Here is a 22688-nt window from a genome sequence, read left to right on the forward strand (position 1 = left end):
CGCCCCAAACGCTCACCATGCTATTTGGTTCCGTGCCGGCCTGTTGCAGCGCGGGTCGGAAGGTTCCGCACCGAGGCCAGTTGCACGGCAGTGTCCGTCGGCCAGTTCCGGCAGGCGGCGGCTTGTCGGCCGCTCAGCTTCGCGTCGCGGCCGATCGACGAGCGGCGATCTTGTCGATCATGCAAGAACCACCTGTGGGGCCGTCCGGTAAATCATATGTCCGGCATCGGCGACGATATCGACCACCGAGTTCCCGAGCTCGGCGTGCAGCCGCAATGCCTCGGCCGGTGCGTCGAAAAGCTGATCTCGGACAGTGACCGCTCGAACAAGCAAAGCACAAAACGAACGGATAAGTGTGCCGCGCAGGCGACTTGCCGGAATCGGAGCTTTGCGTCCATCTTTTCGACCAGGACTCGAGTTCGACATTGCTGGGATTGCCCATGATAGCCTCCTCGGTCCGGTGCTCGCGCATGGCCTTCAGAGTATGTCGTGCCAGTGCGCCTTCGTCTCAGAATCGATTAGCTTCCGAGCACCCATCGACCAACCGGCACCTGGTTATTGCCAACGCCGCGGTAGTTCGACCTCAGTCTCTTCCGACATGCAACGTCCCCTGAACCATGCGAAACAATACGGGAGGACTTGTGAGTTTGGTTCCCGGAAACCAGAAGCTGCGACAACTCGCAAGCGGGCTTGCCGTCTGCTTCCAGGAACATGCTTGGTTGGATTACGTTTGGTTATGCGACCTTCAAAAGCGAGGGAGAAACCGCGTGATGGAATGGAGCAGATGCGTCGAGAAGCTGTTTCCAAGCAAGTGACATCCGCCCTTCGGCGGGTGGAAGGCATATCGGTGCTTGTCGTCATTGTTTTAGCGATCTGCGCCATCGGCCTGATCCGCAGCAACAGCCAGCGAGAAACCGCCATTCTGCAAGCGGTCGGTGGGGATCCTGAACGTGCCGTGCCGGCCATCATCCGCAATGGCTGTGGCGGATGCCACGAAATTCCCGGGGTGCCTGGTGCCCGTGGCACCGTCGGTCCGTCCCTGCGAGGCATCGCCGAGAGAGAATATGTCGGGGCGTCGCGAACATCCCCAGACGCGATGATGCGTTGGATCAGCAGGGCGCGCGATGTCGATCCCAGAACGGCCATGCCCAACACAAATCTGTCGCCCCAGGAGGCGCGCGACATCACCGCCTATCTCTATGCCCGAACATGAGACGCGTTGAGCGCATTCTTGGCCGCAGGCGTTTTGCCAGCAGAAGCAGCAGGCCGAGTAGCAAACCGGCGCCGCTGGCCGCCAGCGCCTGTCCCGCCAGAAGCATGACTGTCTGCTCTGTCGACGTGCCGGCCCGCATCTGGCGCACGTCGGCCGCCGTAACGCTCGCTTCCGGATTACCGAATTGCGCGGTCACATAATTTGCGAGTATCGCTACCTGGGCGTCGTCCAACCAGCCGGCGAAGGCCGCCATTGATTTGCGGCCCGCGACGTCACCAGCCTTGACGCCTTCAAGGATCGTCATGACGACATTGTCAGGCACGGCCGCACCGGGGGAGGTGTTGTGGGTCAGCGATGGGGTGCCGTCCGCTGATCCCTCTCCATTCGCCCCGTGGCACCCCGAACAGAGCGATCGATAGAGATCGCCGCCGGCCGCGGTTCCGCTACCTTGCGCCTTGGTTCCAGCATTGTCCGCGATCGTGGGCACATTGCCCCATGAAAAACGCGGCTGCCTCTCGTCCCCGGGTCGTGCGGGCACATCCCTGAGATAAGCGACCATGGCATGGATGTCGTCGTCCGACAGGTGTTGCAAGCTGTTCATGACCGTTTCCGCCATCGGGCCGCTTGCATATGCCTTTCCGGGCATGGCGCCGGTCTTGAGAAACCGGAACAGCTCTTCATCGCTCCAGCCGCCCACGCCTGCGATCTTGTCACTGGTGATGTTGAAGGCTTGCCAGATGCCGGCGCTGCCGCCAGCAAGCTTGCGATTGTCATCCATGCCGAATGTCGTATTTCGCGGCGTGTGACAGGCACCGCAGTGACCGAGCACTTCGACGAGATAGGCCCCTCTGTTCCATGCGGCGGTTCGGCTCCGATCTGGCATGAAACTGCCGCTGTGCAAGTTCGCGAGCTTCCATAGCGCCAGTGTCCATCGCTGGTTGAACGGAAAGGGCAGGATGTTTGCCGGGCGCGGCTGGGAGATCGGCGACTGCGCCAGCAGATAGGACCGGATCGCGAGCACGTCCTCGCGGCTCATCGCGGCGAAGCTGTCATAGGGCATGGCGGGATAAAGGTCGGCCCCGTCACGCCTGACGCCTTGCTGGACGGCTCGCACGAACTCGTCCGCGGAATAGCGTCCGATGCCCGTCTCGAGATCCGGTGTGATGTTGGTGGAATAGACATCGCCAAACGGTGTCGGGACGCGATAGCCTCCGGCGAACGGGCGGCTGGGATTGGATGTGTGGCAGCCGATGCAGTCGGCCGCCCTGGTAAGATATTCACCCTTCTGGATTTCGCTCGCCGGCAGGTGGGTACAAAGCGCCAACGATGCCACGGCGATCGCGACTGCCCGAGAGATGATGGCCGGGACTGGAGCGGCCGCGGCAGGCCAAAGCGCACGCCCGCGGCGGCATACGGCCAGTCGCCGGCTTCCCGGCGTTGTCATCACAGTTCGCACCCGCTGAAGGTCAGCCCTGCCAACATTTGTGTCAGCATCACGAGCGTGAACAGCGCTCCAATGCCGACCGAAGTCCTGGCCAGAAACATGCGAGTGCGCGCCTTAAGGGGCGGGCTCGTGCCATGGCCTCGGTCATGAATCGCGCGCCACGACAGCAGCGCGCCTGCCGTTGCGGCGGCGGCACCTATCAACGAGAACAAGGCAGTGGGCCAAAAACTGGCGTGGCATTGCCAGGACGCGGTTGAATAGTCGAGCTGCAGCGTTATTGCCCACGCGGCTGGTCCACTGACCAGGCCTGCCCAGGAAACGCCGGTGCGGATCGCCTGCATCTCACATCCTCGGAACCCAGTAGATGACAAGATAGAGCACGACCCATGAGACGACCACGAAGTCCCAATAGAAGGCATTGTCCGAGACGTCGCTGAAGCGTCGGCCGGCCTTGCCTTTTTGCGTGAACATGAGAACCGCAAGGACGATCGTGTCCCCGACATCGGTAAGAAGATGCGTTGTGTGCAGCCCGAGCAGGAACCAGACGATCGAGCCGTAGGCGTTCTGATCCCAGGAAATCCGCAGCGCCGGAAATTCCCAGATACGAACGATCAGCGGAAGAATTCCGATGATCGACATGACGACCACGCCAAGACGAACCTTTGCGAGGTCCTGACGGCGCGCCCAAAGTTCGACCAGATGGTTGGGCACGATGCTCGCGAGCAGAATGACCAATACTACCGTGCCTGGCAGCAGATCTGGCGCCGGCGCTCCGGTTGGCCAATGCGGGGCCAGCACCGCCAGATAGAAATAGGTGCCGATCGCCAGGGCAAAACCCGTCGCCTCAAGGGCGATGAACGCAAGGGTTCCCCACCACATCGGGCTCGCCGCCCCGAAATCATATGTGGGCAAATGGCTGACATCGGCGACAGGGCGATGCCTCATTCCTCGTCCTCCGGTTCGCCTTTCGGCCAGAACCAACAGATGAAGCCAATCGAGACCGGCATTGCACCCCAGACCATCGCCCATGGCGTGAATATCGAGCCGAGAAATGCACCGCCAACCGCGATGGCCGAGAGCAGCGGCCAAATCGAATTGCCGGCCGATGGCACCCTCAGTTGCGGCACCGCGTCGGCGACCGTGCCGGCGAGCACCTCGCGGGAATCGACGCGCAGGCCTTCGACGACGGGGAGCATGTCGGGCTCGGCCCAGAGCGGTTCGCGATGGTTTACCACCGGCAGCCGCGAAAAATCGTAGGAGGGCGGCGGCGAAGTCGTCGCCCATTCGAGCGTGCTCGCCTGCCAGGGATTGTCTCCGGCAATGCGGCCGTTGCGAAGGCTGAGCAGGATGTTCAGGAAAAAAAGCGCAAAACCGGCGAACACCACCAGCGACGAGAGGCTGATGAAGAGGTTCATCTCGCCCCAGCCGCTCGCCGGCGGATAGGTGTAAACACGGCGCGGCATGCCTTGCAGACCCAGAATATGCATGGGGAAGAAGGTGAGATTGAAGCCGAGAAAGACCAGCCAGAAATTCCAGCGGCCGAGCCTTTCAGACAGCATGCGGCCGGTGATCTTGGGAAACCAGTAATAGACGGCGCCGAGCAGGGGAAAGACGGCGCCGCCGACCAGCACGTAATGGAAATGGGCAACCACGAAATAGGTGTCGTGCACCTGCAGGTCGAGCGGTACCGAGGCGACCATGACCCCGGTCAGTCCGCCGATCACGAAGGTGAAGATGAAGCCGAGCACGAAAAGCATGGGCGTGGCGAAGCTCGGCCGGCCGCCCCAGATCGTCGCAATCCAGCAGAAGATCTGAATGCCGCTCGGAATGGCGATCATCATCGAGGAAGCGGTGAAGAAGCTCTCGCCGAGCTGAGGCAGACCGGTGGCGAACATGTGGTGCACCCACAGGCCAAAGGAGAGGAAGCCGATCGCGACCAGCGACAGCACGATCCCGAGATAGCCGAAGACCGGGCGCCGGGCGAAGGTCGGCAGGATCGCGGAGACAAAGCCGGCCGCCGGAATGAAGATGATGTAGACCTCGGGATGGCCGAAGAACCAGAACAGATGCTGCCACAGCAGTGCATCGCCCCCTGCGGCCGGGTCGAAAAATTTCGTGCCGACCAACCGGTCGAGGATCAGCATCGTGCTTGATACCATCACCGCGGGCATGGCGAACAGTATGACGAAAGCGGTGACGAGGACCGACCAGACATAGAGCGGGATGCGGTCGAGCGACATGCCCGGCGCGCGTTGTTTGAACACTGTCGCAATGATCTCGACCGCGACCGCGAGTGCGGACACTTCCGTATAAGTTACCATCTGCGCCCAGAAATCGGGGCGCTTGCCGATGCCGTATTCAGGTCCGGCGAGCGGAACATAGGAGAACCAGCCGGCGTCGGCGCCAGTTTCGAAGGCAAAGGCGATCCAGATCATCAGCCCGCCAAAAAGATAGACCCAGTAGCTGAAGGCATTGAGGCGCGGGAAGGCGACATTTCGGGTGCCGATCATCAGCGGCACCAGGTAGATGGCGAACGCCTCCATCACCGGCACGGCGAACAGAAACATCATGGTCGTGCCATGCATGGTGAACAGCTGGTTGTAGAGATCGGGACCGATGTAGCCGGCTTCGGGCTGGGCAAGCTGGAACCGCATCGCCAGCGCGGACAGACCTGCAACGATGAGGAACAGGAAAGCCGTGACGATATAGCGCCGGCCGATCAGCTTGTGATCGACAGTGACCAGCCAGCCGTAGAGGCCCTTCGGCGTTCGCCAGGCATGCGCCAGAAAGGCGCGCAGCCTCGCCTCATCGAGGCCGGTGTCCCGCACGCCTTTCAGCACCTCCTGTTCATGCTCGGCTGACGTTCCCGCAACGCCGCTCATTCAAGGCTTCCAAGATAGGTGACGACGGCGTTGAGATCATCGGCGCTGAGGGCAATGCGCGGCATCTTGGCGCCGGGCTTCATGGACTGCGGATCGGCTATCCAGGCAGCAAGCGCCCCTGGGGTCATGGCCAAGGTGTCCGCAGCCAGTGCGCGGCGGCTTGCGAGATGGGTAAGATCAGGTCCAAGCGTTCCGCTGGCCGGTGTGCCTCTTATCGTGTGGCAGAGTGCACAGCCGGTGGAAAGAAAAGCCCGCTGGCCGCGGCGTTCTTCGTCGCTGGCGGGCGCGGGTGCCGCGGCGTCCTGTCTGGATCGCCACGCATCGAACGCTTCGCGGCTTTCCGCGACGACGGTGATGGCCATGTGGGCGTGCTGATAGCCGCAGAACTCGGCGCATTGGCCGCGATAGGTTCCGGGTTTATCCGCGATAAGCGTGAGCTCGCTCGGCCGGCCCGGGATGAGATCCCTTTTGCCGGCAAGGCTTGGCACCCAGAAGCTATGAATGACATCGAGCGAATCGAGCTCGACCTTGACCGGCTCTCCAACCGGGATATGGATTTCGTTTGCCGTCACAATCCCTTGCGACGGTTCATGCTTGAGGTAACGGACCTCCCACCACCATTGGTGCCCGGTGATCCGGACGGTAAGCGTTTCCGTTCCGCTCAGCGAAGCAATGGATTTGCCCGCGAAAAAGCTCATTGTCGTCAGTATGACGAGCACCAGAACGGTCAAAGCGATGGCGCTTGCGACAAGGCGCGTAAACCGGCGTTCCTGACGGGAGTCGATCTCAAGTGGCAAATGCGTTGTCTCGGTCAGGCGGCGACGCAGAAGCGCTGCCGCCAAGGCCAGCATGACAAGCAGCCATGTGCCAGCCGCAACCGCGCTGAAGGACCAGATCAGGTCAAATATCCTTCCGGCATTCGCACCATGTGGATGGAGCGCGGACTGCCAGTCGCCGCATCCAGCCAGAACCAACATTGGCGCTGTGCTGGCCCACTGTTTTGGCCATGTGTTGGTGAGCGGCATCAGCGGTCGTTTCCGCTTGCGAAGGCGGGCCACCGGACTGACGCACCTTGCCATGAAGGATCCACCATCGTTGCCGAGGCCACAACGCGGCTGGTTGCAAAAGGATGCTTGGCAACACCGCTGCACCAGAGAAAGGCGCGAACTGGAAGGCGAGGGGCGGCCGTTCTTCAGCATACCGCGGAAGCGCGCCTCTAGATGATGGGCAGGTGCGAAGCCTGCCGCCGCCCGCTTGTTTCAATCCAAAACGCGGCCAGCAGCAGTGCGGCTCCGCCATAGATCACGCCGGCAGGGATCCACATCAACAGGCCCGCCAATTGCTGATCCTCGATTGGGCTGAGACCCCACAATTTCGAACCGATGGTATTTTCCGGGTACCACAGCCTGGGCGAGACGACGAACAATGCCCCGAGCAAGCCGGTGTGCAGCGAGGTGAAGAAGAGATGCATGACCGCACCCCCACAGTCTTGCTCGCGGCCAGGGCGGGGCAACTGCACCCACCAGAACAAGAGCCCGGTGCCGAGGAAACTCGCGTGCTGGGCATAGTGCAGCAAACCCTGCTGGAGGGCAGCCTCAAACAGCGCGGGAACATGCCATACCCATATCGCGGTCCCGTGCAGGAAAGTCGCGACCACAGGGCGGCTCATGACAGTCCAGATCACCTGAAATGTGTTTGTGTGCCCAGCCGTACCGACCGTCTGGCGCAGCCGCGCGGGCAGCGCCCACATCATCGCCGCCATCGGGCGGGAAGCGACCAGCAGCGGTGCCGCGATGGCCATCAGCAGTTCGTGCTCGACCATGTGAGCGGCAAACACATGTTCGCCCAACGCATGGATCGGGCTTACAAGCGCGACCGCCAGTGCGGCCCAGCCGGCGAAAAACAGCAAGGCCTGCCGCGACCGCAAAGGACGTCCCCGTCCGCTCCTGCGCCAGAGCCGGCTGGCGCCCGCAATGTACAGCGACACCACCGCCGCGAGCGGAAATGTAATCGGAAACGCCAGCGTCCAACCGGCTTGCGGGGCGCCGCTGCCATAGCAGATAGAAGTCGAGAAGAGTGCGTCGAAGCTCATTCTCCGCCTCTGGGGCATTGCTCTCCTGGCTGCATTTCGCGGCTCCAGAGTATTTCCGGCGAAAACAGGTTCGCATCCAATGCTCTATCCCTTTGTTTGCGTAATTCCGGCCGCAAAGCCCCTTCGCACTTTCGCTGGAATTCCCTAGGCATCCATCATCGACTTCGCCGGCTCCCGGCCGATATTTTCTTCAATGCGTTCGTGCCCTGGCGTTTGTGGCAAGGCCTGGCGGAAATTCTTGGAATAATCGGACGACATCCTGGGCGGCATCAGCGGCTCATAGGCATCGACCAGCGCTTCGATCACGACCGGACCTTCGGTTGCGAAGGCCTTGTCAAGAACGGTCTCGATTTGATCGGCCCGCTCGATATGGAAACCGCTTGCGCCCATCGCTTCCGCCGCCTTGGCAAAATCGATCGGCTGCAGTTCGCAACCGAATTGCGGGTTACCCAGAAACATCATCTGCTCCCAGGCGATCTGATTGAGCATATTGTTCTTGATGACCAGAATCTTCAACGGAATCTTGTAGCGCACCGCCGTCGAGAATTCGCCAAGCTGCATGGCAAAACCTCCGTCTCCGACAATAGCGGCGATCGGTCGACCGGGAAATGCAATGCCGGCGGCGATGGCATAGGTAAGGCCGCAAGCCATGGATGCAAGCGACCCGGATACGCCGAACGCCTGGCCGCTTCGAAGATCAACATGGCGGGCGGCAAGCTCCGTGTTCTGACCGGAGTCGGTGGCCAGCACCGTGTCGTCGGCCAGTCTTTGGCCGAACGCCCGGGCAATCGTTTGCGGCTTCAGCGGATGCGCCCGCGCGTCTTCGGATTGCCTCATCATCTGGCGCCATCTCCTCATAGTTTCCTGGGAGTGTTGCAGGAATTCACCGGAAGGCTTTTGGGTCAGACGTTGATTGAGGGCGCGCAATGTCTCGGCGGCGTCCCCGACAAGACCGGCCTCGACCGGAAAGCGCAGGCCAATGCGCTGCGCATCGCAGTCGATCTGGACGCCACGGGCCTGCCCGGGCTTGGGGTAGTATTCGATGTACGGGAAAGTGGAACCGACGATCAGCACGGCGTCGCATGTCTCCATCGCTTCTTGTGAAGCCAGGGTTCCGAGGATGCCTATCCCGCCGGTCGTGTGAGGATGGTCGTCGGGCAGCACCGCCTTGCCCAGCAAGGCCTTCGCGACAGGTGCCTGCAGCAGACGCGCGGTATGTTCGAGTTCCGCGGCCGCGCCGATGGCGCCGCGTCCGGCCAGGATCGTCACTCGCGAGGCGCCGTTCAGAATGGCGGCTGCTTCGTCAAGCTCGGCGTCCAGCGGCATGGTGTGGCCGGCGAACATTTGCTGCGGCGTGTGCGCCGGGCGGTTGCGTTTGCTGCGCTTTGAGGGATCGCCCTCTTGCTCCTGCACGTCACTGGCAATCGAAAGATGGGCGACGCCCTTACGCGCAAGCGCGGTTCGGCAGGCGAGGCTGGCAACGTTTTCCATATGCGCGGCATCGCTGACATGGGCGTTGTAGACGGAGACATCGTTGAACACGCGCGTCAGATCGACATCCTGCTGCGTGAACGTCTCGATCAGATCGTGGAACTGCATGCCCGTGATCGCAAGCACCGGAGCTTGATCGAGCTTGGCGTCATAAAGGCCGGTCAGAAGATGCGTCCCGCCGGGGCCGGACGTTGCCAGGCAGACACCTAGCTTTCCTGTCCATTTGGCGTAGGCGCACGCCATGAAGGCAGCCGACTCTTCGTGCCGGACCTGTACGAAGGCTATCTTGTCCCGCCGGGTGCGTAGCGCCTCCATGACGCCGTTTATGCCGTCTCCCGGCAAGCCGAACACCACCTCCACGTCCCAGGCGATGAGTGTGTCGACGAGAATTTCAGCTGCATTTGGCATGGCGCGATGATTCCGGTGGATGACGCCGAACCGGTGAACTCCGAGTTGGTTCCTTCGCCACAAGGAATCGTGACACGGTTCCGAAGCGAACCCTCAGAAAAAACCATTCAATCTACTCGAACGTCCTCGACGTGGTGCGTTGTCGGGGCGGCGCAGCAGCGTTCCACTCGATGGCTCGTGTCCAGGTCCCTAAGTTCGTCGCATAGCGACATTTCGGTTGCCACGGGAACCTGATGAACGCTGGCCGGTTTGACATCCTGGGAAGCGCGAACGCAGATGCCAATCGACCCTTCATTGTGGCTAGCTTTCGTCGGAACCGTCATTGTCATGCAGGTGCCGCCTGGCCCCGACAGCATGCTTGTGATGGCCCGCGGCATCGGACAAGGGCGCGGCGTTGCTCTGTTCACCGTGGCCGGGATGACGTTGGGCGCAGGACTGATCCAGCTTCCCCTGGTTGCATTTGGCCTGTCCTCGCTTATCCACGCCTCTTCCCTAGCGTTCAACCTGCTTCGATGGGCTGGTGCGGCCTATATCGTCTGGCTCGGTATCCGGCTGCTGCTTTCGTCCTCCGCAACAATTGCCGCCGGTGACATCAAGGTCCTGCGGCCGCTTGCCGCCGCCCGCGAAGGAATGATCGCCAATCTGAGCAATCCCTGGCCTTTGATGTTCATGGTTGCGTTTCTGCCGCAATTTGTCGATCCGCACAGGGGCTCCGTCACGCTACAACTGGTGCTGCTCGGCGCGACGCAGAAGACAACGGGCGTGCTGGTCTTGGGGACCTACGCCCTGGCATCCGGCGCGATCGGCGCATGGATCATGCGGCACCCTCGCGCTAAGCTTTGGCAGCAGCGGCTTGCTGGCTGTTTCATCATTGGCCTCGGCATGCGAATGGTGATCGGCGGCAGTGCAAACCGCTGACGAAACGGATGGATGCTTCGGGCCGAACAAGCTCGACATTGGCGGTCCGGTTCCCTGCAAGTTCGTTGTCCCGCTGTCTCAATCGCGCGGCGCCAACACAAGCCTCTCCAGAACGGCGCGGAGCCCTTCCCCATAACGGAGCCGAGCGCTTGCCTGCAATTTCGGCTCCGCCGAAAGGAACGCGTCAGACGAAATCACCGCCATCGGCTGAGCGCCGGCCACGGCGGCAGGTCATCGTGCGTCGTTCACCGCTCCGCAACGTGTTTTGATCATCGGAGACAGGGGTCCGTGCGCTGTGGTGAAAGCGGGCCCTTCTTCTCCGACGATCCGGTACAGATTCACCGCCATTTCCGTGTGCGATGTTTGATCTCGTCCTTTTGCCGATTGGCGTGCTGAGCGACGGGCGGATTTGGTCACGGCAGGTCCTCGGTCGATGCTGGATGGTTGAAGCACTCAGGGCGTCAACTGCCGGCGCACGGCCTTCCCGCAGAAGAATGGGCGCGCGGCGCACGCTCTGTCGATCACAGATATCGCCGCCTGTGCAGAATCTCCGAAGAGTTATCTCATCGCGGGGAACGAACCCAATTTCCATGCATTTAGCTGGGACTGCGTTCACACACCTTCTTCCGGGATCTGGACCATTGGCCGATCAGGAAACCAATGAAGTTTCCATCGTTGACCTGATACCTGCCCTGCGGGCTTTCGCGCGTACCTTCTGCCGCGTCCCCGACGATGCCGACGATCTGGTGCAGGAGACGCTGACCAAGGGGCTCGCCAACATCGACAAGTTCGAGCCCGGGACGCGCATGAAGTCTTGGCTCTTCACCATCATGCGCAACACTTACTATACCCGGGTCAAGATCGCTGCCCGGGAAGCGCCTGGCCTGCTCGACTGTGCATCTTCCAGACCGATTTCGGAAGCCACCCAGGAATGGAGCGTTCAGAGCAAGGAAGTTCACGGCGCCATTCAAAGGCTACCTGAACACCAACGCGAGGTTCTGATGCTGATCGGCGTTCTGGGAGTAAGCTATGAGGAAACGGCCGAGATATGCGGCTGCGCGGTAGGGACGGTCAAAAGCCGGCTGAACCGTGCCCGTGCCAACGTCCTGGAGTTCCTTGGGGAGAGTTCGCTGCAGACATTGATAGAGGGACGAAATCACCTGTCACATGGTCGACTCGATATCGAGGTCGACAGCCGCAGATAATCAATTCTTCACTTCGCGCCGGCGTTTCTCGATCAGCGCATTTTGTAGCTCCATCGCCAGCTTGGTCAGGCGGTCTGGGACCTGTTCCTGCTCCATGGCGGCCAAAAGGGAGGTAATCTCCTGATCCACCGCCATGTCGATACGCGAGGCCATGGTATCATCGCTCGACGAGACATCATATTCTCTTGACAATAGATGGCGATCCTTAATCCTAGTGTGGCGATCAGCGAGCTCACCGATGCGGTTGCGGATCTGCCGCGGGCGGTCGTTGAAACGGTCGACCGGCCGATTCCTTTCATTCAGCCCGAAACGCGCGAGACAGTGAGAAATCAGGTACTCGGCATTATCCATGAATACAGGATCGAGAACCCTCCAGGCGCGGCCGAGCAGGATTGAACTAGCCGTTCTGGTCTATCGCGTGGGGCGCGGGTTGGCTCCCGTTTTGCGCTTTGTGGCCGCTGAACCAGAACCAGGCCGCGATGATCACGACCGCCACAATCGCTATCCAGACTATGAGACGAGGCATTGCCGAATCCTCCGTGCCAGCAGTCTATCCACGTTGATGCGGTGATCAGGACGGGTTGAGGTCGGCTCGCCGCCCCTCGTATTTCAAATCCCAGAAGCGATCCTTTGTTCCGCTTGAGTTGGTTTCGGTCCTGGCCGACGGTTCCCTGTCACGGCCCATATCTTGCGATCGGCACCCGTGCGATCGGCGTTGATTGACGGGCATGCGGGGCACACTAGATCAATTCATGCCGATCACGATTTGCTTCGATGGCTGGGAGACTATTCTTGTGGCGCACCAAACGCCGGCTTTGACCTTCAGTGGCCGTCATCTCAGGCTGGATTATCTGTGCGCCCTGTTGCTTTTGGGTGTTTCGGCGGGATGCTCGTCTTCCGATAGGATCGAGCAGCAATCCCAAACCGCGGCCGCCGCCGCACAGACCGTATCGATGGTGCTCGATGCCTGGACAAGCGGGGCGGCGCCGTTCGCATATACCGCCGGCACGCTGCAATCGATCGGCAAGACACTGGCCGATGCCGAGGCGCAAATCCAATCGGCCGAAACGGCCGAACCCGCGGAGCGGGCTGCATTGGCGGCAGCGGTCAAGGATCTGTCGGTCGCGGTGGCTCACGCCGAGGCGGGATTGCAGGCAGGCAATCGAGCGGGGGTCCAAAAAGCAAAACAGGATCTTCAACTGGCCTCGCGCTCGCTGGCCGCCGCCTATGCAAACTATTTCGCGCCGAAGCCATGAAGAAGCTCGTGGAAATATCGCTCGGCGTCGTTACCAGCGTTGGCGGCTTCCTCGAAGTCGGATCGATGGCGACGGCGGCGCAGGCGGGCGCGACTTTCGGTTTCCAACTGATCTGGGCCGTGGTGCTCGGCACCATCTGCATCATCTTTCTGGTGGAAATGGCCGGCAGGTTCGCGGCGGTGAGCCATCACACGATCTGCGATGGCATTCGCGAGCGATTTGGCTTCAACGTCTTTGTGTGGCCGTTGCTTGCCACCTTCTTGCTCAGTCTCATGGTGCTCTCCGCCGAGATCGGCGGCGTTGCCATCGCACTCGAACTTGCGACCGGCATAGGCTTCCAGTGGTGGGCGTTGCCGGTGGCTTTTCTGGCGTGGCTGCTGCTCTGGAAAGGCACGTTCGGCCTCATCGAGAAAGGCGTGTCGATGCTCGGTCTGGTGACCTTGTGTTTCGTCGTCGCGGCCGTGATGCTGAAACCCGATTTGACAGCGGTCGCTGCTGGCGCCGTGCCTTCGCTGCCAGCCCACGATACCGCCAGTTACTGGTTCATGGCGGTCAGCATTCTCGGCGCCTCGATATCGCCGTACCTGTTCATGTTCTATTCCTCCGGGGCCATCGAGGACCAGTGGGACAAGAGCTATCTCGGTGCCAATCGGGCCATAGCGGGACTGGGGATGTCTTTCGGCGGCACCATTTCGGTTGGCGTGCTGATCGTGGCCGCCCTCGTGCTGGCGACGCACGGCATCGACCAGGTGGACGATTATCACCAATTGCCGTTGATGCTGATCCCGGTATTCGGCTTCTGGGGTTTCGTCCTGTTCGTAGCCTCTCTCGCCATTGCCTGCTTCGGCGCTACGCTCGAAGTCGGGCTGCAGCAGGCTTACCTCGTGGCGCAAGGCTTCGGCTGGACGTGGGGCGAGGACCGCAAGCCGCGCGACAACCCAGGGTTCAGCGCGGTGTACACGGTATCGTTGTTTCTTGCCGCCATCCCCATCATGCTTGGTCTCGATCCGCTGAGGCTCACCATCTTTTCCATGGCGCTGACGGCGGCCAGCCTGCCGCTGACCGTGGTTCCATTCCTGTTTCTGCTGAACGACAAACGCTACGTCGGCGAGCATCGCAACGGCACTCTCTCCAACGCCGCGGTCATCTTCATCATCGCGCTCGGCTTTGTGCTGGCCGTGGTGACGATCCCGCTGCAGATATTCGGAGGCACATGATGAAATTGCTGCGTGATCTCCTGGACAAGCAGGTGGTCGACCGCGAACAGGTCAAGATCGGCAAGATTGATGGGCTGGTGGCGGAGTTGCGGCAGGGCAAGCCGCCAAGGATCATTGCGATCGAGCTCGGCTCCATCACTTTGGCACGTCGCCTCGGCGCGGGACCCGGGCGATGGATGGCGCGACTCGCGGCAAAGCTGGGTGGCAAGCACCATGGCAAACCGCATCGGATCGCCTGGCACAAGGTGAAGGATATCGGCACCGACATCGAGTTCGATGTGGGTGTGCGTCAGACGTCGATCTTCGCTTGGCAGGACTGGTTGCGCGACCATATCATCGGACGCATTCCGGGAGCTTGATGATGACCATCGTCAATCTCGAACATCTGGCTGGGCGACGCGTGCTCTCGCAGCGAGGCAAGAGCATCGGCTACATCGAGGAAATCTGCGCCGAACGGGATGACGACGATTTCGTCGTTACCGAATTCCACGTCGGCATCTACGCTGCTTTCGAGCGTCTTTCGGCGTCGGCCATAGGCGTGGCGGTGCTCGATCTGTTTCGGCTGCGCCGCCGCGATGGTCTATACCGCATCCCTTGGGACAAGCTCGACATCTCCGACCCGGCGCGCCCGCGGCTGCTGTGCCCGATGACCGAACTATCCGGCATGAAGAGCGCACCCGATCTTCGCGAATAGGTCGCCGCCGCGCATCGGCATCGACGCCAAGGCGGCGCCGACCCTCAAGAACGCAGAGGCGGAGGTCGCGGTTTTTCTGGCCGCCAGCATGCTGCGCTGAAAATGTTCACGACGTGTTCTACACGGAAGCAATCCGCGAGCTTACCGTCACGGATACTCCCTTCCTGGTCGCTTCATCCAGGAGAGAGGTCGGCATGACGGAGCCGACATCAATCGCCAACGGGCATCATGCCGTTGGCCGAGCCGAATATGACATCAAAGAAATGCGTGCCCTTGAACACCTTGCCAAATGAAGCGGAGTTGCTGGCCGAGGATTTGCGTAACTGCTCGATCCCAGGTCCCAGCGACAGTCCCGCTGTGCCGTAGCCGAGTGAGGTGACCACTCCGGCTAACTCATGGAATCGAGGCTTCCGATCGCGGCCGAGGCGATGGTCCAGGTCGAAGGCCACGTCAGCTCCGTCGGGACGAATCAAGACCCATGAAAGAACGACGACGTCGTTATCGATGCCTGGGGCTCGGGCCGCTCCACCAGCCTCATTCCGGCCGTTCCAGGGACCTGGTCCGTCATAACGATTGCCTTCATCGTCCATCTACCTGTGTGGGTCGTGGTCATCTTTCTGAATTCCTTGGCACGAGCGAAAGGGGAAACGCGAAACTAATGGTCCAATGATCTTTGCTATCAGGCCGGCGGCCAAACATCTGTCTCGTTACCTAAACCGGAGCGTTGTCCTGAGGCCAGGTTGCCACTGATGCTGGCGTGATGAAACACGCTCCCGGCATCCTTGGACGAGCGGACACGCATTTCGGAATCCGGAGTTCGCGAGGCTCGGCTGAGTCGCAGCGCCGGATTGCACGAACGCTCGCAGCTTGCTTTCGGCCTTTGCCGTTTCAAGTGTTTTCTTCCGCCAAGCAGCGAACTCGGCCGACGATGAAAGCCCGACGAACGTTTTCAACTAAGAATGTCACCATTGGCACGCCGTAAGAAAAACCACACGTCTGACGCGAGAGATGCCTCGGGGCGCGGTATTGGGGTCATGTGCAAGGAACCGCACCCGGAATTGCTTCTCTGCCTGAATGCGCTCGTCGTGCTTTTGCCTGGTTCTGCCATGGTCACATCCACCACGGTTCAACATATGCCACTGCCCGTCGCCGATAGAGGCGCGCGCTAATATTGAAGTAATCGTCAGGCTCCCACGGTTCCATGGCTCCGGCCTATGGTGGCGGTCGTCCGGCGCCCCGGTTAACGTCGTTCAGGCGTGACTGTCTGGCAAGGATCGCGAAGACAACTGCGAACCTTCCGCCTCGACATTGAAAACGATGCTCGCCCTAAAGACCAAATCGCCGGCCTCGTCACGCACCACCATCACCATCTTGTGGTGATCGCCATCTGGAAGCGCGTCCCTCGTCCAGATCGAAATGATAGAGCGCCATCGCCCCGAACATGGAGGTGTGACAATTGCTCCTTCGATCTGAAGCTGTAGCTCCTTCAGAAAATGCCCATGACAACCAGGATGATCCCAATCGCCGCCACGGCCATGACGAGGATCATAGCTATCTCGAAACCGGGACGGAAAGTGTCAGTCATCTGGCACTACGCACACAGGGACAACAGCCCGGCCTGCTCCTCGAGTGACACAGGATTCCGCAGGCCGGGCCGTACGCCGGCCTGGAGGGCAAGCCGGTGACGGTTAAGCATGTTCCTAAGCGGACCTGTCCGCAATGGCATGTCCGATTGCGTACAAAATCCCCGTGCGGCGTGTCACCCACGGGATCCTATGATCCCGTGGGTGTACAATCGCCGGCCTTAACGTCCGCTAGGGACGATGGTGCGCTTTGGCGCGAGGGCTTGCCGAATGATCTTGGCGGCTTCGTCCGGTGTGATACCGCACTTGCGAGCATAGTAGGCAGCTTCCGTTTCAAGCTCGCCTTCCATCGGGATTTCAATCACCTTCTTTGCTTTGTGCTTGGCCTTCTTACCCATAGGACGAATCACACCACAAAACGATGTGCCCCGAACATGGCGACGTGGCGATTGTTCCGTCCGTTACCTCCTAATGATCCAATCCACCAAGGCCGCGTCAACGCGCTCGCACCCGGTAAACTCGTAGGCGAGGCTTTGAGCGAGTGCACGCCATTCACACTCCGGTGTCTTCATTTCCAAGACCAAGTCCTTAAAGACCTTGCGGAGAATGTCGGCATCGAACGCGGACACGCGGTGCTGCTCAACGTCTTTGAGCGCTTCGTCAATTTTGCGCTGACGAAACCGCTTTAGAAGCTCGTGCGACGCTGCGATTGCACGTCGGGTTTGGGCTATGTCACCCCGAAGCGAGGAAATGTAGGCCCTAGAGTGGTGCTGAGACAGGAAACTGGCGTCAACCACCGCCCGCGCGATGTCTGTACCGCTTTCGATCATAGCTACCTCCCAATAGCTAGGATTTTAAGTACCTCTATTTAAAGCGGGGCTTCAAAGGATTCAACGTCGGTTTGATACGAAGGGAACCGGTCCGAGCCTATGGCTGGCTATCGTCTGGCGCTCCGGTTATCTGGCTAACCGCCATTTCCGAAAGTTTGTGGTCCGCAAGTTGTTGAATGAACCATCGGGCATGCTCGCCTCATTAGGCAGGCGAGACGCTGTTGTCGCGGACCGACTTCATGAACGCCTCACGTACCGCGTCGAGATCGAAGACGGAAACGGGCTGGCTGTCCTTCTCGAGCAGCTTGCTCGATAAGGAGTCGATCCCCCATCTGTGCCTCTGTCATTCGCAGGTGAAGACACAAGGGTGAGGTCGATCAATGGACGATAGTTGCCCGGCAAAGGAAAGCAGAGTCTCGTCGGCTCGGCGCCCTGAAAAAAGAGTTGCCTGAAGGACGCCGAGCCTAACCGGCGAAATTGGCGGGGCGCGCGTCGTCTCGCCGGCTAAGGGTTTTATGCGCTCTTTAAGGCAACTCGCACAAAGCATCCGAACGAACTAAAGGGTCAGCCGATTGGCGGTAGCAGGCAATTTCGTTGTCGGCGCTGCTGGTTCCTTAGAGGGGCTGACGTGGATGAAGCTGCCTAATGATCTTGGTTCCGTTTGCTTGCCGGCGCCCTTGTATTCCAGCGGAACCTAATATGCGCTTGCGGCTTGTTGAGGCATGAGCACGCGCGGTCTCAATTTTCTGCATAAGTGGCTAGGCAGCAATCTGTCAGGGCTTGCCAGTCCAGACGTACTTTCGGTTGCCGAGGCAATCCAGAAGCTTTTTGCGGACGCGAAGGCGATCGGGATCAGCAGCATCGAGATGGAGGAAGAGACCGGCAGCGTTTATGAAACGGTGCTCGATGCCATCGTCCATCATGACGCTGGCCTTCTGGAATAACGCCTGATCCCGAGTTGGTGGAATGAGGCTGCGTTATGTTCTGCCGAACTGCCGCTCAGCACCCAAACTGCATGGAAACCTAGATTTTTAGACGTATGGAACCGAACACAACGACCCTAGAACGCGCGTTTGAACTGGCCCGGTCTGGCGAGCTAAGGGATGTAGAAGGCCACGTCGTCAGCTGAGATCGGAGGGTTATGATTCGAGCCAGCCGTTCCCTAGTTAAGCAGCTGAGGACAGTCCTTAAGTCCTCGGCACCAGCAGGCGACATGCGGTACTAGCCCTGCCGAGAAGCGCAGCTGTTCTGGGCCAGCCTGACGCAGCGGCACGGTGACGGGAATGCCCAGCTTTCCCCACATATGCCATTATCACACCGACCGGGGGGATGCGCGTCCACGCTCCAGCGCGCTGTACGAGGCCCTCGATCGGCCTGGGGTCGGGCCAGCCACATTCCGCGCGCCAGCCTGCACCGGCTAGGGCAAGTGAGGTGCATCACCATCAACTATCAGCCGGTTGTGCTCCCAGAAAGAATGCCAGACCACTTGCCGCGCGTCCCGTTCATCCACCATCTGGCCGCACAGGGGGCAGCGGTAGAAATACTCGCTTTCATGGTCGGCGATCTTGCCGTTGAGGTGAGGTTCAAATGAGCCAAGATCCGATAGCTTGATCATTGTAATCACTTTAACATTCAATTTAGCTAAAATGTTCCGGAACTAATATGCCGGACCGTGGCTTGAGGAGCGGTTGAGTGCTGTGCATGCGTCTGAAGTTCATACCGCCGCTGATGCCGCTCCCGAGGGCGACGACTGGATCCACGGGGTGAAGTGTGGGCAGTGTGGTTGAGGAACAGGCTGATGCTCAGGTATCGGATGGTGACGTTCGACCGGTCGACCCCCAGGTCGCCTTTGAAGAAGGGCTTCTGTTGATCGTCGACGGAATGGCATCCCGGATGCGTCCGCGGAAATAGCGGCGTTCGCTCCAGTCAGTACGACTGGCGCTATGGACTCATGTTACGCGCAAACCCGTCAGAACTAGATCCAGCGGCGACATCAACAACTCTGGCGACGTCGCCGACGCGGAACGATCCCATGCGAACGCCAGCGGTAATGGCTATTCACACCACTCCACGTTCCCACAGCCAGTTATAAAGGAGACAGTCCATGACCATTCACAAGTTCGCCCTTGCCGACGCGCTGCTGGAACGCTCGCCGGGGCAGGATGGCGACATCTTCGCCGGCAACGTCCTAGACCAGCGTCAGGGCGGGCCAGTGACGATCGGCTTCGGACGCTACGGGCCAACCCAGACCCTGAAGGAGACTATCACCGTGCACGACACGATGGTGATCCTCGAAGGAAAGATCAGTGTCTCCGACGACCACGGATCGGTGACGGCAGGCCCAGGGGAGATCGTCGCCATGCAGAAGGGCGATAAGGTGACGATCCGTTCCCACGAGAATGGTGCTGTGACGGCTTACGTCACTTACCCTCATTGGCAACAGCCGGATGCTTGATCGCATCAGGTCGCGGTGGGCACCTCATGGGTCCAATTGCGTCCGGGTGGGCTTTCTCGAGCGCCCACTCGATCGCGCGGCAGTGTCTGGACTTGGAGTGGTCGAATTCCGCTTCACCACATTGCCTCGTACAAGGCCATGATCTCAGCATTCCCCTGTAGTCGAATTTTGCATCGATGGAATATCAAACGGGCGTGCGCGTTCGCCAGCCGGCTCGACTCACCCAAATTTGCATCTGTTTCTGTGGGGATATCTGTGGGGTAGCGCAAATACCGTATTCCTAACCCATTGTTTTGACTGGTCGGAGTGGCAGGATTTGAACCTGCGACCCCCTCGTCCCGAACGAGGTGCGCTACCAGGCTGCGCTACACTCCGTGACCAGACCGCGGGCTTATAGCCGCCACACTTCGTTCCTGCAAGCGGCAATGGCAGCCCTTCTGTCGCATTTCGTCCGCTTTCGTCGGGTAGTGCCGTAAAGCCCGGACTTCCATCCGGGATAAACGCGGCTTAAAGCCTTGTGTGCTAAGCCGCTGCCTCGATAGATCGTGTTTTTGCCGCCTGGAGCTCTGCTGTCTTGCCCCCAAAAATCGTTGCCGAGGCCTGGCCCAACAGCTTCGAATTCGAAACCGCGGCGCTGATCAAGGCATCCGGTTTTCGGGAATATGATGCGCGCTGGTGGTTCGGCCATCCCGGTTCGACGGTGCCGCCGGAACTCAATCTGATCGGCGTCCAGGCGCTTGGCATGGGGGTCGGCACACTGATCCGGCGTCTCGGCGCCGGACCTGATATCGTCACCGGACATGATTTCCGTTCCTATTCGCTTGGCATCAAGCTGGCGTTGGTTTCGGGGCTGATGGCGGCCGGCGCACGGGTGAAGGACATCGGCCTGGCGCTGTCGCCGATGGCCTATTTCGCGCAGTTCGCACTGGAGACGCAGTCGGTGGCCATGGTCACCGCCTCGCACAACGAAAATGGCTGGACCGGCGTCAAGATGGGAGCGGCGCGGCCGCTGACCTTCGGGCCCGAGGAGATGAGCGCGCTGAAGGCGATCGTGCTGGCCGGCGATTTCGACCTTACAGGCGGCGGCTCCTATGATTTTGTCCGCGATTTTCGCGCCACCTATCTCGACGACCTGACCGGGGACAAGCGCATCACACGAAAGCTCAAAGTGGTCGCCGCCTGCGGCAACGGCACTGCCGGCGTCTTTGCCCCGGAAGCCTTGCAGCGCATAGGCTGCGAGGTGGTCCCGCTCGATGTCGAACTCGATCACACTTTTCCGCGCTACAATCCCAATCCGGAGGACATGCAGATGCTGCATGCCATCAGGGACAAGGTGCTGGAGACAGGGGCCGATGTCGGGCTGGGTTTCGATGGCGACGGTGATCGCTGCGGTGTCGTCGACAATGAAGGCAACGAGATATTTGCCGACAAGGTCGGCGTCATGCTGGCGCGTGACATTTCCAGCCAATATCCGGGTTCGACCTTTGTCGTCGACGTCAAGTCGACCGGATTGTTCAACACCGACACGGTGCTGCACGCCAATGGCGCCGTTACCGACTACTGGAAGACCGGCCATTCCTACATCAAGCGCCGCGTTGCCGAACTCGGCGCGGTCGCCGGCTTCGAAAAGTCAGGCCACTTCTTCTTCAACCCGCCGATCGGGCGCGGCTATGACGACGGGTTGGTCACGGCAATCGCCATCTGCCAGATGCTGGACCGTAACCCGGCCGGTTCGATGGCCGATCTCTACCGGGCGCTGCCGCTGACCTTCGGCACGCCCACCATGTCTCCGCACTGCGCGGACGAGGTGAAGTACGACGTCGTCGAACGGGTGGTCTCCGATTTCCAGGCGATGAAGCGGGACGGCTCCAGTTTCGCGGGCCAGAAGATCGTGGACCTCGTCACCGTCAATGGCGTGCGCGTCGTCGCCGAGGACGGCACCTGGGGTCTGGTGCGCGCCTCGTCGAACAAGCCGGAACTGGTCGTGGTCGTCGAAAGCCCGGTCTCGTCCGAGCGTCGCCGGCAGATGTTCGATGCCGTCGACGCCGTGCTGCGCCGCAGTCCGGAAGTCGGCGCCTACAACCAGACCTTCTAGTTCAGCGTTCTGGCGCTTTGGTCGTCAGAACGCTCCAATCGAACGCGCGCGCCCAGTCGGCAAAGCCGTGCCAGCGCACCTCCGGAAATTCCCTGTGCAAGGCGGCGATATCGACGTCGTAGCCGACGCGGTCGAACCATTCGAACATCAGCGCAGCGTCCTCGCTTTGCTGACGAGCAACCGCGATCGGCATTTCCTGATAGCGGATCGGGTGGCCGATGGCGCCGGACAGTATTGCGGCCTGTTCTTCGCCCGACAATTCGTCGCCGGCGAAATCGAAGCGCTTGCCGAACACCCGCTCCCGCCGTTCGGCCAGAGCGGCCACGAAGGCGCCGATATCCGCCAGGGCGACCAGTTGAAGCACCCGCTTGGGCGGCATCGCGAAGGCATGGATGCATTGGTTGAGCGCACCGATCGACCACGGCGCAACGGCATTCTCCATGAAGGCCACCGGCGCGCTGATCGAATAGGGAATGCCGAGCTGCTCGATATACCGCTCGACCAGATATTTGCTTTCGAAATGCGGGATGCCTGTCTTCTTGTCGGCGTCGGCAACGGAGGAATAGATCAGGTGTCCGACGCCGGCGGCCTTCGCAGCGTCGGCGGCAAGGATACCCAGACGGGTCTCCGCCTCGAGGCCGGCTTCATAGCTGTTGCCCATCAGGAACATGGTGTCGACGCCTTTTGCGGCGCTCACGACCGAGCCCGCGTCAGCGAGATCGCCGGCCACCACCTCGGCGCCCGCCGACGCCAGTTGCCGCGCGCCCTCGCTGTCCGGTTTGCGCGTCAGTCCCTTGACATGATGGCCTCTAGCCAACAGCGCACGCGCAACCGCGCCACCTTGCTGGCCCGTGGCGCCGGTCACAAGAACGCTTCGTTTGCTGGTCATTTCGTCTGCTCCTTCT

General features: G+C 60.6%; 23 protein-coding genes, 1 tRNA gene and 1 pseudogene. 10 read left to right on the forward strand and 15 right to left on the reverse strand.

The features are described from left to right. The first annotated feature begins 775 nt into the window (after positions 1 to 775). Positions 776 to 1213, forward strand: coding sequence for a c-type cytochrome (locus tag O7A70_RS28030; protein WP_337143250.1), 438 nt, complete (start codon positions 776 to 778; stop codon positions 1211 to 1213). Here O7A70_RS28030 and O7A70_RS28035 read toward each other — a convergent pair. The 7 genes from O7A70_RS28035 to O7A70_RS28065 all read right to left on the reverse strand — a co-directional run bounded on the left by O7A70_RS28035 (position 1185) and on the right by O7A70_RS28065 (position 9530). Then, positions 1185 to 2273, reverse strand: coding sequence for a c-type cytochrome (locus O7A70_RS28035; protein WP_337143251.1), 1089 nt, complete (start codon positions 2271 to 2273; stop codon positions 1185 to 1187). The genes O7A70_RS28030 and O7A70_RS28035 overlap by 29 nt on opposite strands. 383 nt (positions 2274 to 2656) lie before the next feature. Continuing rightward, on the reverse strand, positions 2657 to 2998 hold the full coding sequence (locus tag O7A70_RS28040; RefSeq protein WP_337143252.1) for a hypothetical protein: 342 nt from the start codon (positions 2996 to 2998) through the stop codon (positions 2657 to 2659). A gap of 1 nt (position 2999) precedes the next feature. Further along, complete coding sequence (locus O7A70_RS28045) at positions 3000 to 3602, reverse strand: cytochrome c oxidase subunit 3 (RefSeq protein WP_337143253.1); 603 nt, start codon at positions 3600 to 3602, stop codon at positions 3000 to 3002. Beyond that, positions 3599 to 5539 (reverse strand): cytochrome c oxidase subunit I, encoded by a 1941-nt coding sequence (ctaD, locus tag O7A70_RS28050; RefSeq protein ID WP_337143254.1) that lies wholly within the window; start codon positions 5537 to 5539, stop codon positions 3599 to 3601. The genes O7A70_RS28045 and ctaD overlap by 4 nt, the downstream gene beginning before the upstream one ends. Next, positions 5536 to 6738, reverse strand: coding sequence for a cytochrome c oxidase subunit II (gene coxB / locus O7A70_RS28055; RefSeq protein ID WP_337143255.1), 1203 nt, complete (start codon positions 6736 to 6738; stop codon positions 5536 to 5538). Before coxB ends, ctaD begins: the two co-directional genes overlap by 4 nt. Positions 6739 to 6755: 17 nt before the next feature. Next, the gene (locus O7A70_RS28060; RefSeq protein ID WP_337143256.1) at positions 6756 to 7631 is read right to left on the reverse strand and encodes a cytochrome c oxidase assembly protein; all 876 of its coding nucleotides are present in this window, start codon (positions 7629 to 7631) and stop codon (positions 6756 to 6758) included. A gap of 144 nt (positions 7632 to 7775) precedes the next feature. Beyond that, positions 7776 to 9530: a thiamine pyrophosphate-dependent enzyme gene (locus tag O7A70_RS28065; protein WP_337143257.1), complete on the reverse strand. Its 1755-nt coding sequence runs from the start codon at positions 9528 to 9530 to the stop codon at positions 7776 to 7778. A 276-nt stretch (positions 9531 to 9806) separates the two neighbouring features. On the opposite strand from O7A70_RS28065, the gene O7A70_RS28070 reads away from it, so the two are divergent. Both O7A70_RS28070 and O7A70_RS28075 read left to right on the forward strand, forming a co-directional pair. Further along, on the forward strand, positions 9807 to 10448 hold the full coding sequence (locus tag O7A70_RS28070) for a LysE family translocator (RefSeq protein WP_337143258.1): 642 nt from the start codon (positions 9807 to 9809) through the stop codon (positions 10446 to 10448). Positions 10449 to 11089: 641 nt separating this feature from the next. After that, positions 11090 to 11653, forward strand: a complete 564-nt coding sequence (locus tag O7A70_RS28075; protein ID WP_337143259.1) for a sigma-70 family RNA polymerase sigma factor — start codon at positions 11090 to 11092, stop codon at positions 11651 to 11653. Here O7A70_RS28075 and O7A70_RS28080 read toward each other — a convergent pair whose 3' ends face one another. Then, positions 11654 to 12004 (reverse strand): hypothetical protein, encoded by a 351-nt coding sequence (locus O7A70_RS28080; protein WP_337143260.1) that lies wholly within the window; start codon positions 12002 to 12004, stop codon positions 11654 to 11656. 401 nt (positions 12005 to 12405) lie between these two features. On the opposite strand from O7A70_RS28080, the gene O7A70_RS28085 reads away from it, so the two are divergent. Genes O7A70_RS28085 through O7A70_RS28100 form a run of 4 tightly spaced genes read left to right on the forward strand, consistent with a single transcriptional unit; the run spans position 12406 to position 14820 of the window. Further along, positions 12406 to 12909 (forward strand): hypothetical protein, encoded by a 504-nt coding sequence (locus tag O7A70_RS28085; protein WP_337143261.1) that lies wholly within the window; start codon positions 12406 to 12408, stop codon positions 12907 to 12909. Beyond that, positions 12906 to 14126, forward strand: coding sequence for an NRAMP family divalent metal transporter (locus O7A70_RS28090; protein ID WP_337143262.1), 1221 nt, complete (start codon positions 12906 to 12908; stop codon positions 14124 to 14126). The genes O7A70_RS28085 and O7A70_RS28090 overlap by 4 nt, the downstream gene beginning before the upstream one ends. Continuing rightward, positions 14126 to 14485, forward strand: a complete 360-nt coding sequence (locus O7A70_RS28095) for a hypothetical protein (RefSeq protein WP_337143263.1) — start codon at positions 14126 to 14128, stop codon at positions 14483 to 14485. Before O7A70_RS28090 ends, O7A70_RS28095 begins: the two co-directional genes overlap by 1 nt. A gap of 2 nt (positions 14486 to 14487) precedes the next feature. Next, entirely contained in the window at positions 14488 to 14820 is a 333-nt protein-coding gene (locus tag O7A70_RS28100) for a hypothetical protein (RefSeq protein WP_337143264.1), read from the forward strand. A 338-nt stretch (positions 14821 to 15158) separates the two neighbouring features. Here O7A70_RS28100 and O7A70_RS28105 read toward each other — a convergent pair. The 4 genes and pseudogenes from O7A70_RS28105 to O7A70_RS28115 all read right to left on the reverse strand — a co-directional run. Beyond that, positions 15159 to 15403: pseudogene (locus O7A70_RS28105) on the reverse strand (NADP-dependent oxidoreductase); the annotation flags it as partial. A 667-nt stretch (positions 15404 to 16070) separates the two neighbouring features. Next, complete coding sequence (locus tag O7A70_RS34260) at positions 16071 to 16310, reverse strand: DUF6894 family protein (RefSeq protein WP_442920965.1); 240 nt, start codon at positions 16308 to 16310, stop codon at positions 16071 to 16073. A 314-nt stretch (positions 16311 to 16624) separates the two neighbouring features. Continuing rightward, positions 16625 to 16801 carry a hypothetical protein gene (locus O7A70_RS28110; RefSeq protein WP_337143265.1) on the reverse strand — a complete coding sequence of 59 codons (177 nt, stop codon included), beginning with the start codon at positions 16799 to 16801 and terminating at the stop codon, positions 16625 to 16627. A 63-nt stretch (positions 16802 to 16864) separates the two neighbouring features. Then, entirely contained in the window at positions 16865 to 17233 is a 369-nt protein-coding gene (locus O7A70_RS28115) for a hypothetical protein (protein WP_337143266.1), read from the reverse strand. Between the two features lie 722 nt (positions 17234 to 17955). On the opposite strand from O7A70_RS28115, the gene O7A70_RS28120 reads away from it, so the two are divergent. Continuing rightward, positions 17956 to 18177 carry a DUF768 domain-containing protein gene (locus O7A70_RS28120; protein WP_337143267.1) on the forward strand — a complete coding sequence of 74 codons (222 nt, stop codon included), beginning with the start codon at positions 17956 to 17958 and terminating at the stop codon, positions 18175 to 18177. A 473-nt stretch (positions 18178 to 18650) separates the two neighbouring features. Here the strand turns inward: O7A70_RS28120 and O7A70_RS28125 are convergent, their stop codons facing one another. Then, positions 18651 to 18848, reverse strand: a complete 198-nt coding sequence (locus O7A70_RS28125) for a hypothetical protein (RefSeq protein WP_337143268.1) — start codon at positions 18846 to 18848, stop codon at positions 18651 to 18653. Positions 18849 to 19337: 489 nt separating this feature from the next. Between O7A70_RS28125 and O7A70_RS28130 the strand changes: the two genes are divergently transcribed. Further along, positions 19338 to 19688 (forward strand): ethanolamine utilization protein, encoded by a 351-nt coding sequence (locus O7A70_RS28130; protein WP_337143269.1) that lies wholly within the window; start codon positions 19338 to 19340, stop codon positions 19686 to 19688. A 298-nt stretch (positions 19689 to 19986) separates the two neighbouring features. Here the strand turns inward: O7A70_RS28130 and O7A70_RS28135 are convergent. Beyond that, positions 19987 to 20063, reverse strand: a tRNA-Pro gene (locus O7A70_RS28135). A gap of 199 nt (positions 20064 to 20262) precedes the next feature. On the opposite strand from O7A70_RS28135, the gene O7A70_RS28140 reads away from it, so the two are divergent. Then, positions 20263 to 21783: a phosphomannomutase/phosphoglucomutase gene (locus O7A70_RS28140; protein ID WP_337143270.1), complete on the forward strand. Its 1521-nt coding sequence runs from the start codon at positions 20263 to 20265 to the stop codon at positions 21781 to 21783. Between the two features lies 1 nt (position 21784). On the opposite strand, the gene O7A70_RS28145 is transcribed toward O7A70_RS28140, so the two are convergent. Further along, positions 21785 to 22672 (reverse strand): NmrA/HSCARG family protein, encoded by an 888-nt coding sequence (locus O7A70_RS28145; protein WP_337143271.1) that lies wholly within the window; start codon positions 22670 to 22672, stop codon positions 21785 to 21787. Positions 22673 to 22688 lie beyond the last annotated feature (16 nt).

The organism is Mesorhizobium sp. Cs1299R1N1 (assembly GCF_037179655.1).
In the GTDB taxonomy this organism is placed as follows: domain Bacteria; phylum Pseudomonadota; class Alphaproteobacteria; order Rhizobiales; family Rhizobiaceae; genus Mesorhizobium; species Mesorhizobium salmacidum.

Bases quoted from the DNA above. Each gene is read 5' to 3' on its own strand.
- coxB (WP_337143255.1), bottom strand. From the start codon at position 6,738: ATGCTGAAGAACGGCCGCCCCTCGCCTTCCAGTTCGCGCCTTTCTCTG.
- O7A70_RS28095 (WP_337143263.1), top strand. From the start codon at position 14,126: ATGAAATTGCTGCGTGATCTCCTGGACAAGCAGGTGGTCGACCGCGAA.
- O7A70_RS28045 (WP_337143253.1), bottom strand. From the start codon at position 3,602: ATGAGGCATCGCCCTGTCGCCGATGTCAGCCATTTGCCCACATATGAT.
- O7A70_RS28110 (WP_337143265.1), bottom strand. From the start codon at position 16,801: ATGGGTAAGAAGGCCAAGCACAAAGCAAAGAAGGTGATTGAAATCCCG.
- O7A70_RS28065 (WP_337143257.1), bottom strand. From the start codon at position 9,530: ATGCCAAATGCAGCTGAAATTCTCGTCGACACACTCATCGCCTGGGAC.
- O7A70_RS28120 (WP_337143267.1), top strand. From the start codon at position 17,956: ATGAGCACGCGCGGTCTCAATTTTCTGCATAAGTGGCTAGGCAGCAAT.
- O7A70_RS28100 (WP_337143264.1), top strand. From the start codon at position 14,488: ATGACCATCGTCAATCTCGAACATCTGGCTGGGCGACGCGTGCTCTCG.
- ctaD (WP_337143254.1), bottom strand. From the start codon at position 5,539: ATGAGCGGCGTTGCGGGAACGTCAGCCGAGCATGAACAGGAGGTGCTG.
- O7A70_RS28125 (WP_337143268.1), bottom strand. From the start codon at position 18,848: ATGATCAAGCTATCGGATCTTGGCTCATTTGAACCTCACCTCAACGGC.
- O7A70_RS28090 (WP_337143262.1), top strand. From the start codon at position 12,906: ATGAAGAAGCTCGTGGAAATATCGCTCGGCGTCGTTACCAGCGTTGGC.
- O7A70_RS28080 (WP_337143260.1), bottom strand. From the start codon at position 12,004: ATGGATAATGCCGAGTACCTGATTTCTCACTGTCTCGCGCGTTTCGGG.
- O7A70_RS28030 (WP_337143250.1), top strand. From the start codon at position 776: ATGGAGCAGATGCGTCGAGAAGCTGTTTCCAAGCAAGTGACATCCGCC.
- O7A70_RS28130 (WP_337143269.1), top strand. From the start codon at position 19,338: ATGACCATTCACAAGTTCGCCCTTGCCGACGCGCTGCTGGAACGCTCG.
- O7A70_RS28085 (WP_337143261.1), top strand. From the start codon at position 12,406: ATGCCGATCACGATTTGCTTCGATGGCTGGGAGACTATTCTTGTGGCG.
- O7A70_RS28145 (WP_337143271.1), bottom strand. From the start codon at position 22,672: ATGACCAGCAAACGAAGCGTTCTTGTGACCGGCGCCACGGGCCAGCAA.
- O7A70_RS28070 (WP_337143258.1), top strand. From the start codon at position 9,807: ATGCCAATCGACCCTTCATTGTGGCTAGCTTTCGTCGGAACCGTCATT.
- O7A70_RS28035 (WP_337143251.1), bottom strand. From the start codon at position 2,273: ATGCCCTATGACAGCTTCGCCGCGATGAGCCGCGAGGACGTGCTCGCG.
- O7A70_RS28115 (WP_337143266.1), bottom strand. From the start codon at position 17,233: ATGATCGAAAGCGGTACAGACATCGCGCGGGCGGTGGTTGACGCCAGT.
- O7A70_RS28040 (WP_337143252.1), bottom strand. From the start codon at position 2,998: ATGCAGGCGATCCGCACCGGCGTTTCCTGGGCAGGCCTGGTCAGTGGA.
- O7A70_RS28060 (WP_337143256.1), bottom strand. From the start codon at position 7,631: ATGAGCTTCGACGCACTCTTCTCGACTTCTATCTGCTATGGCAGCGGC.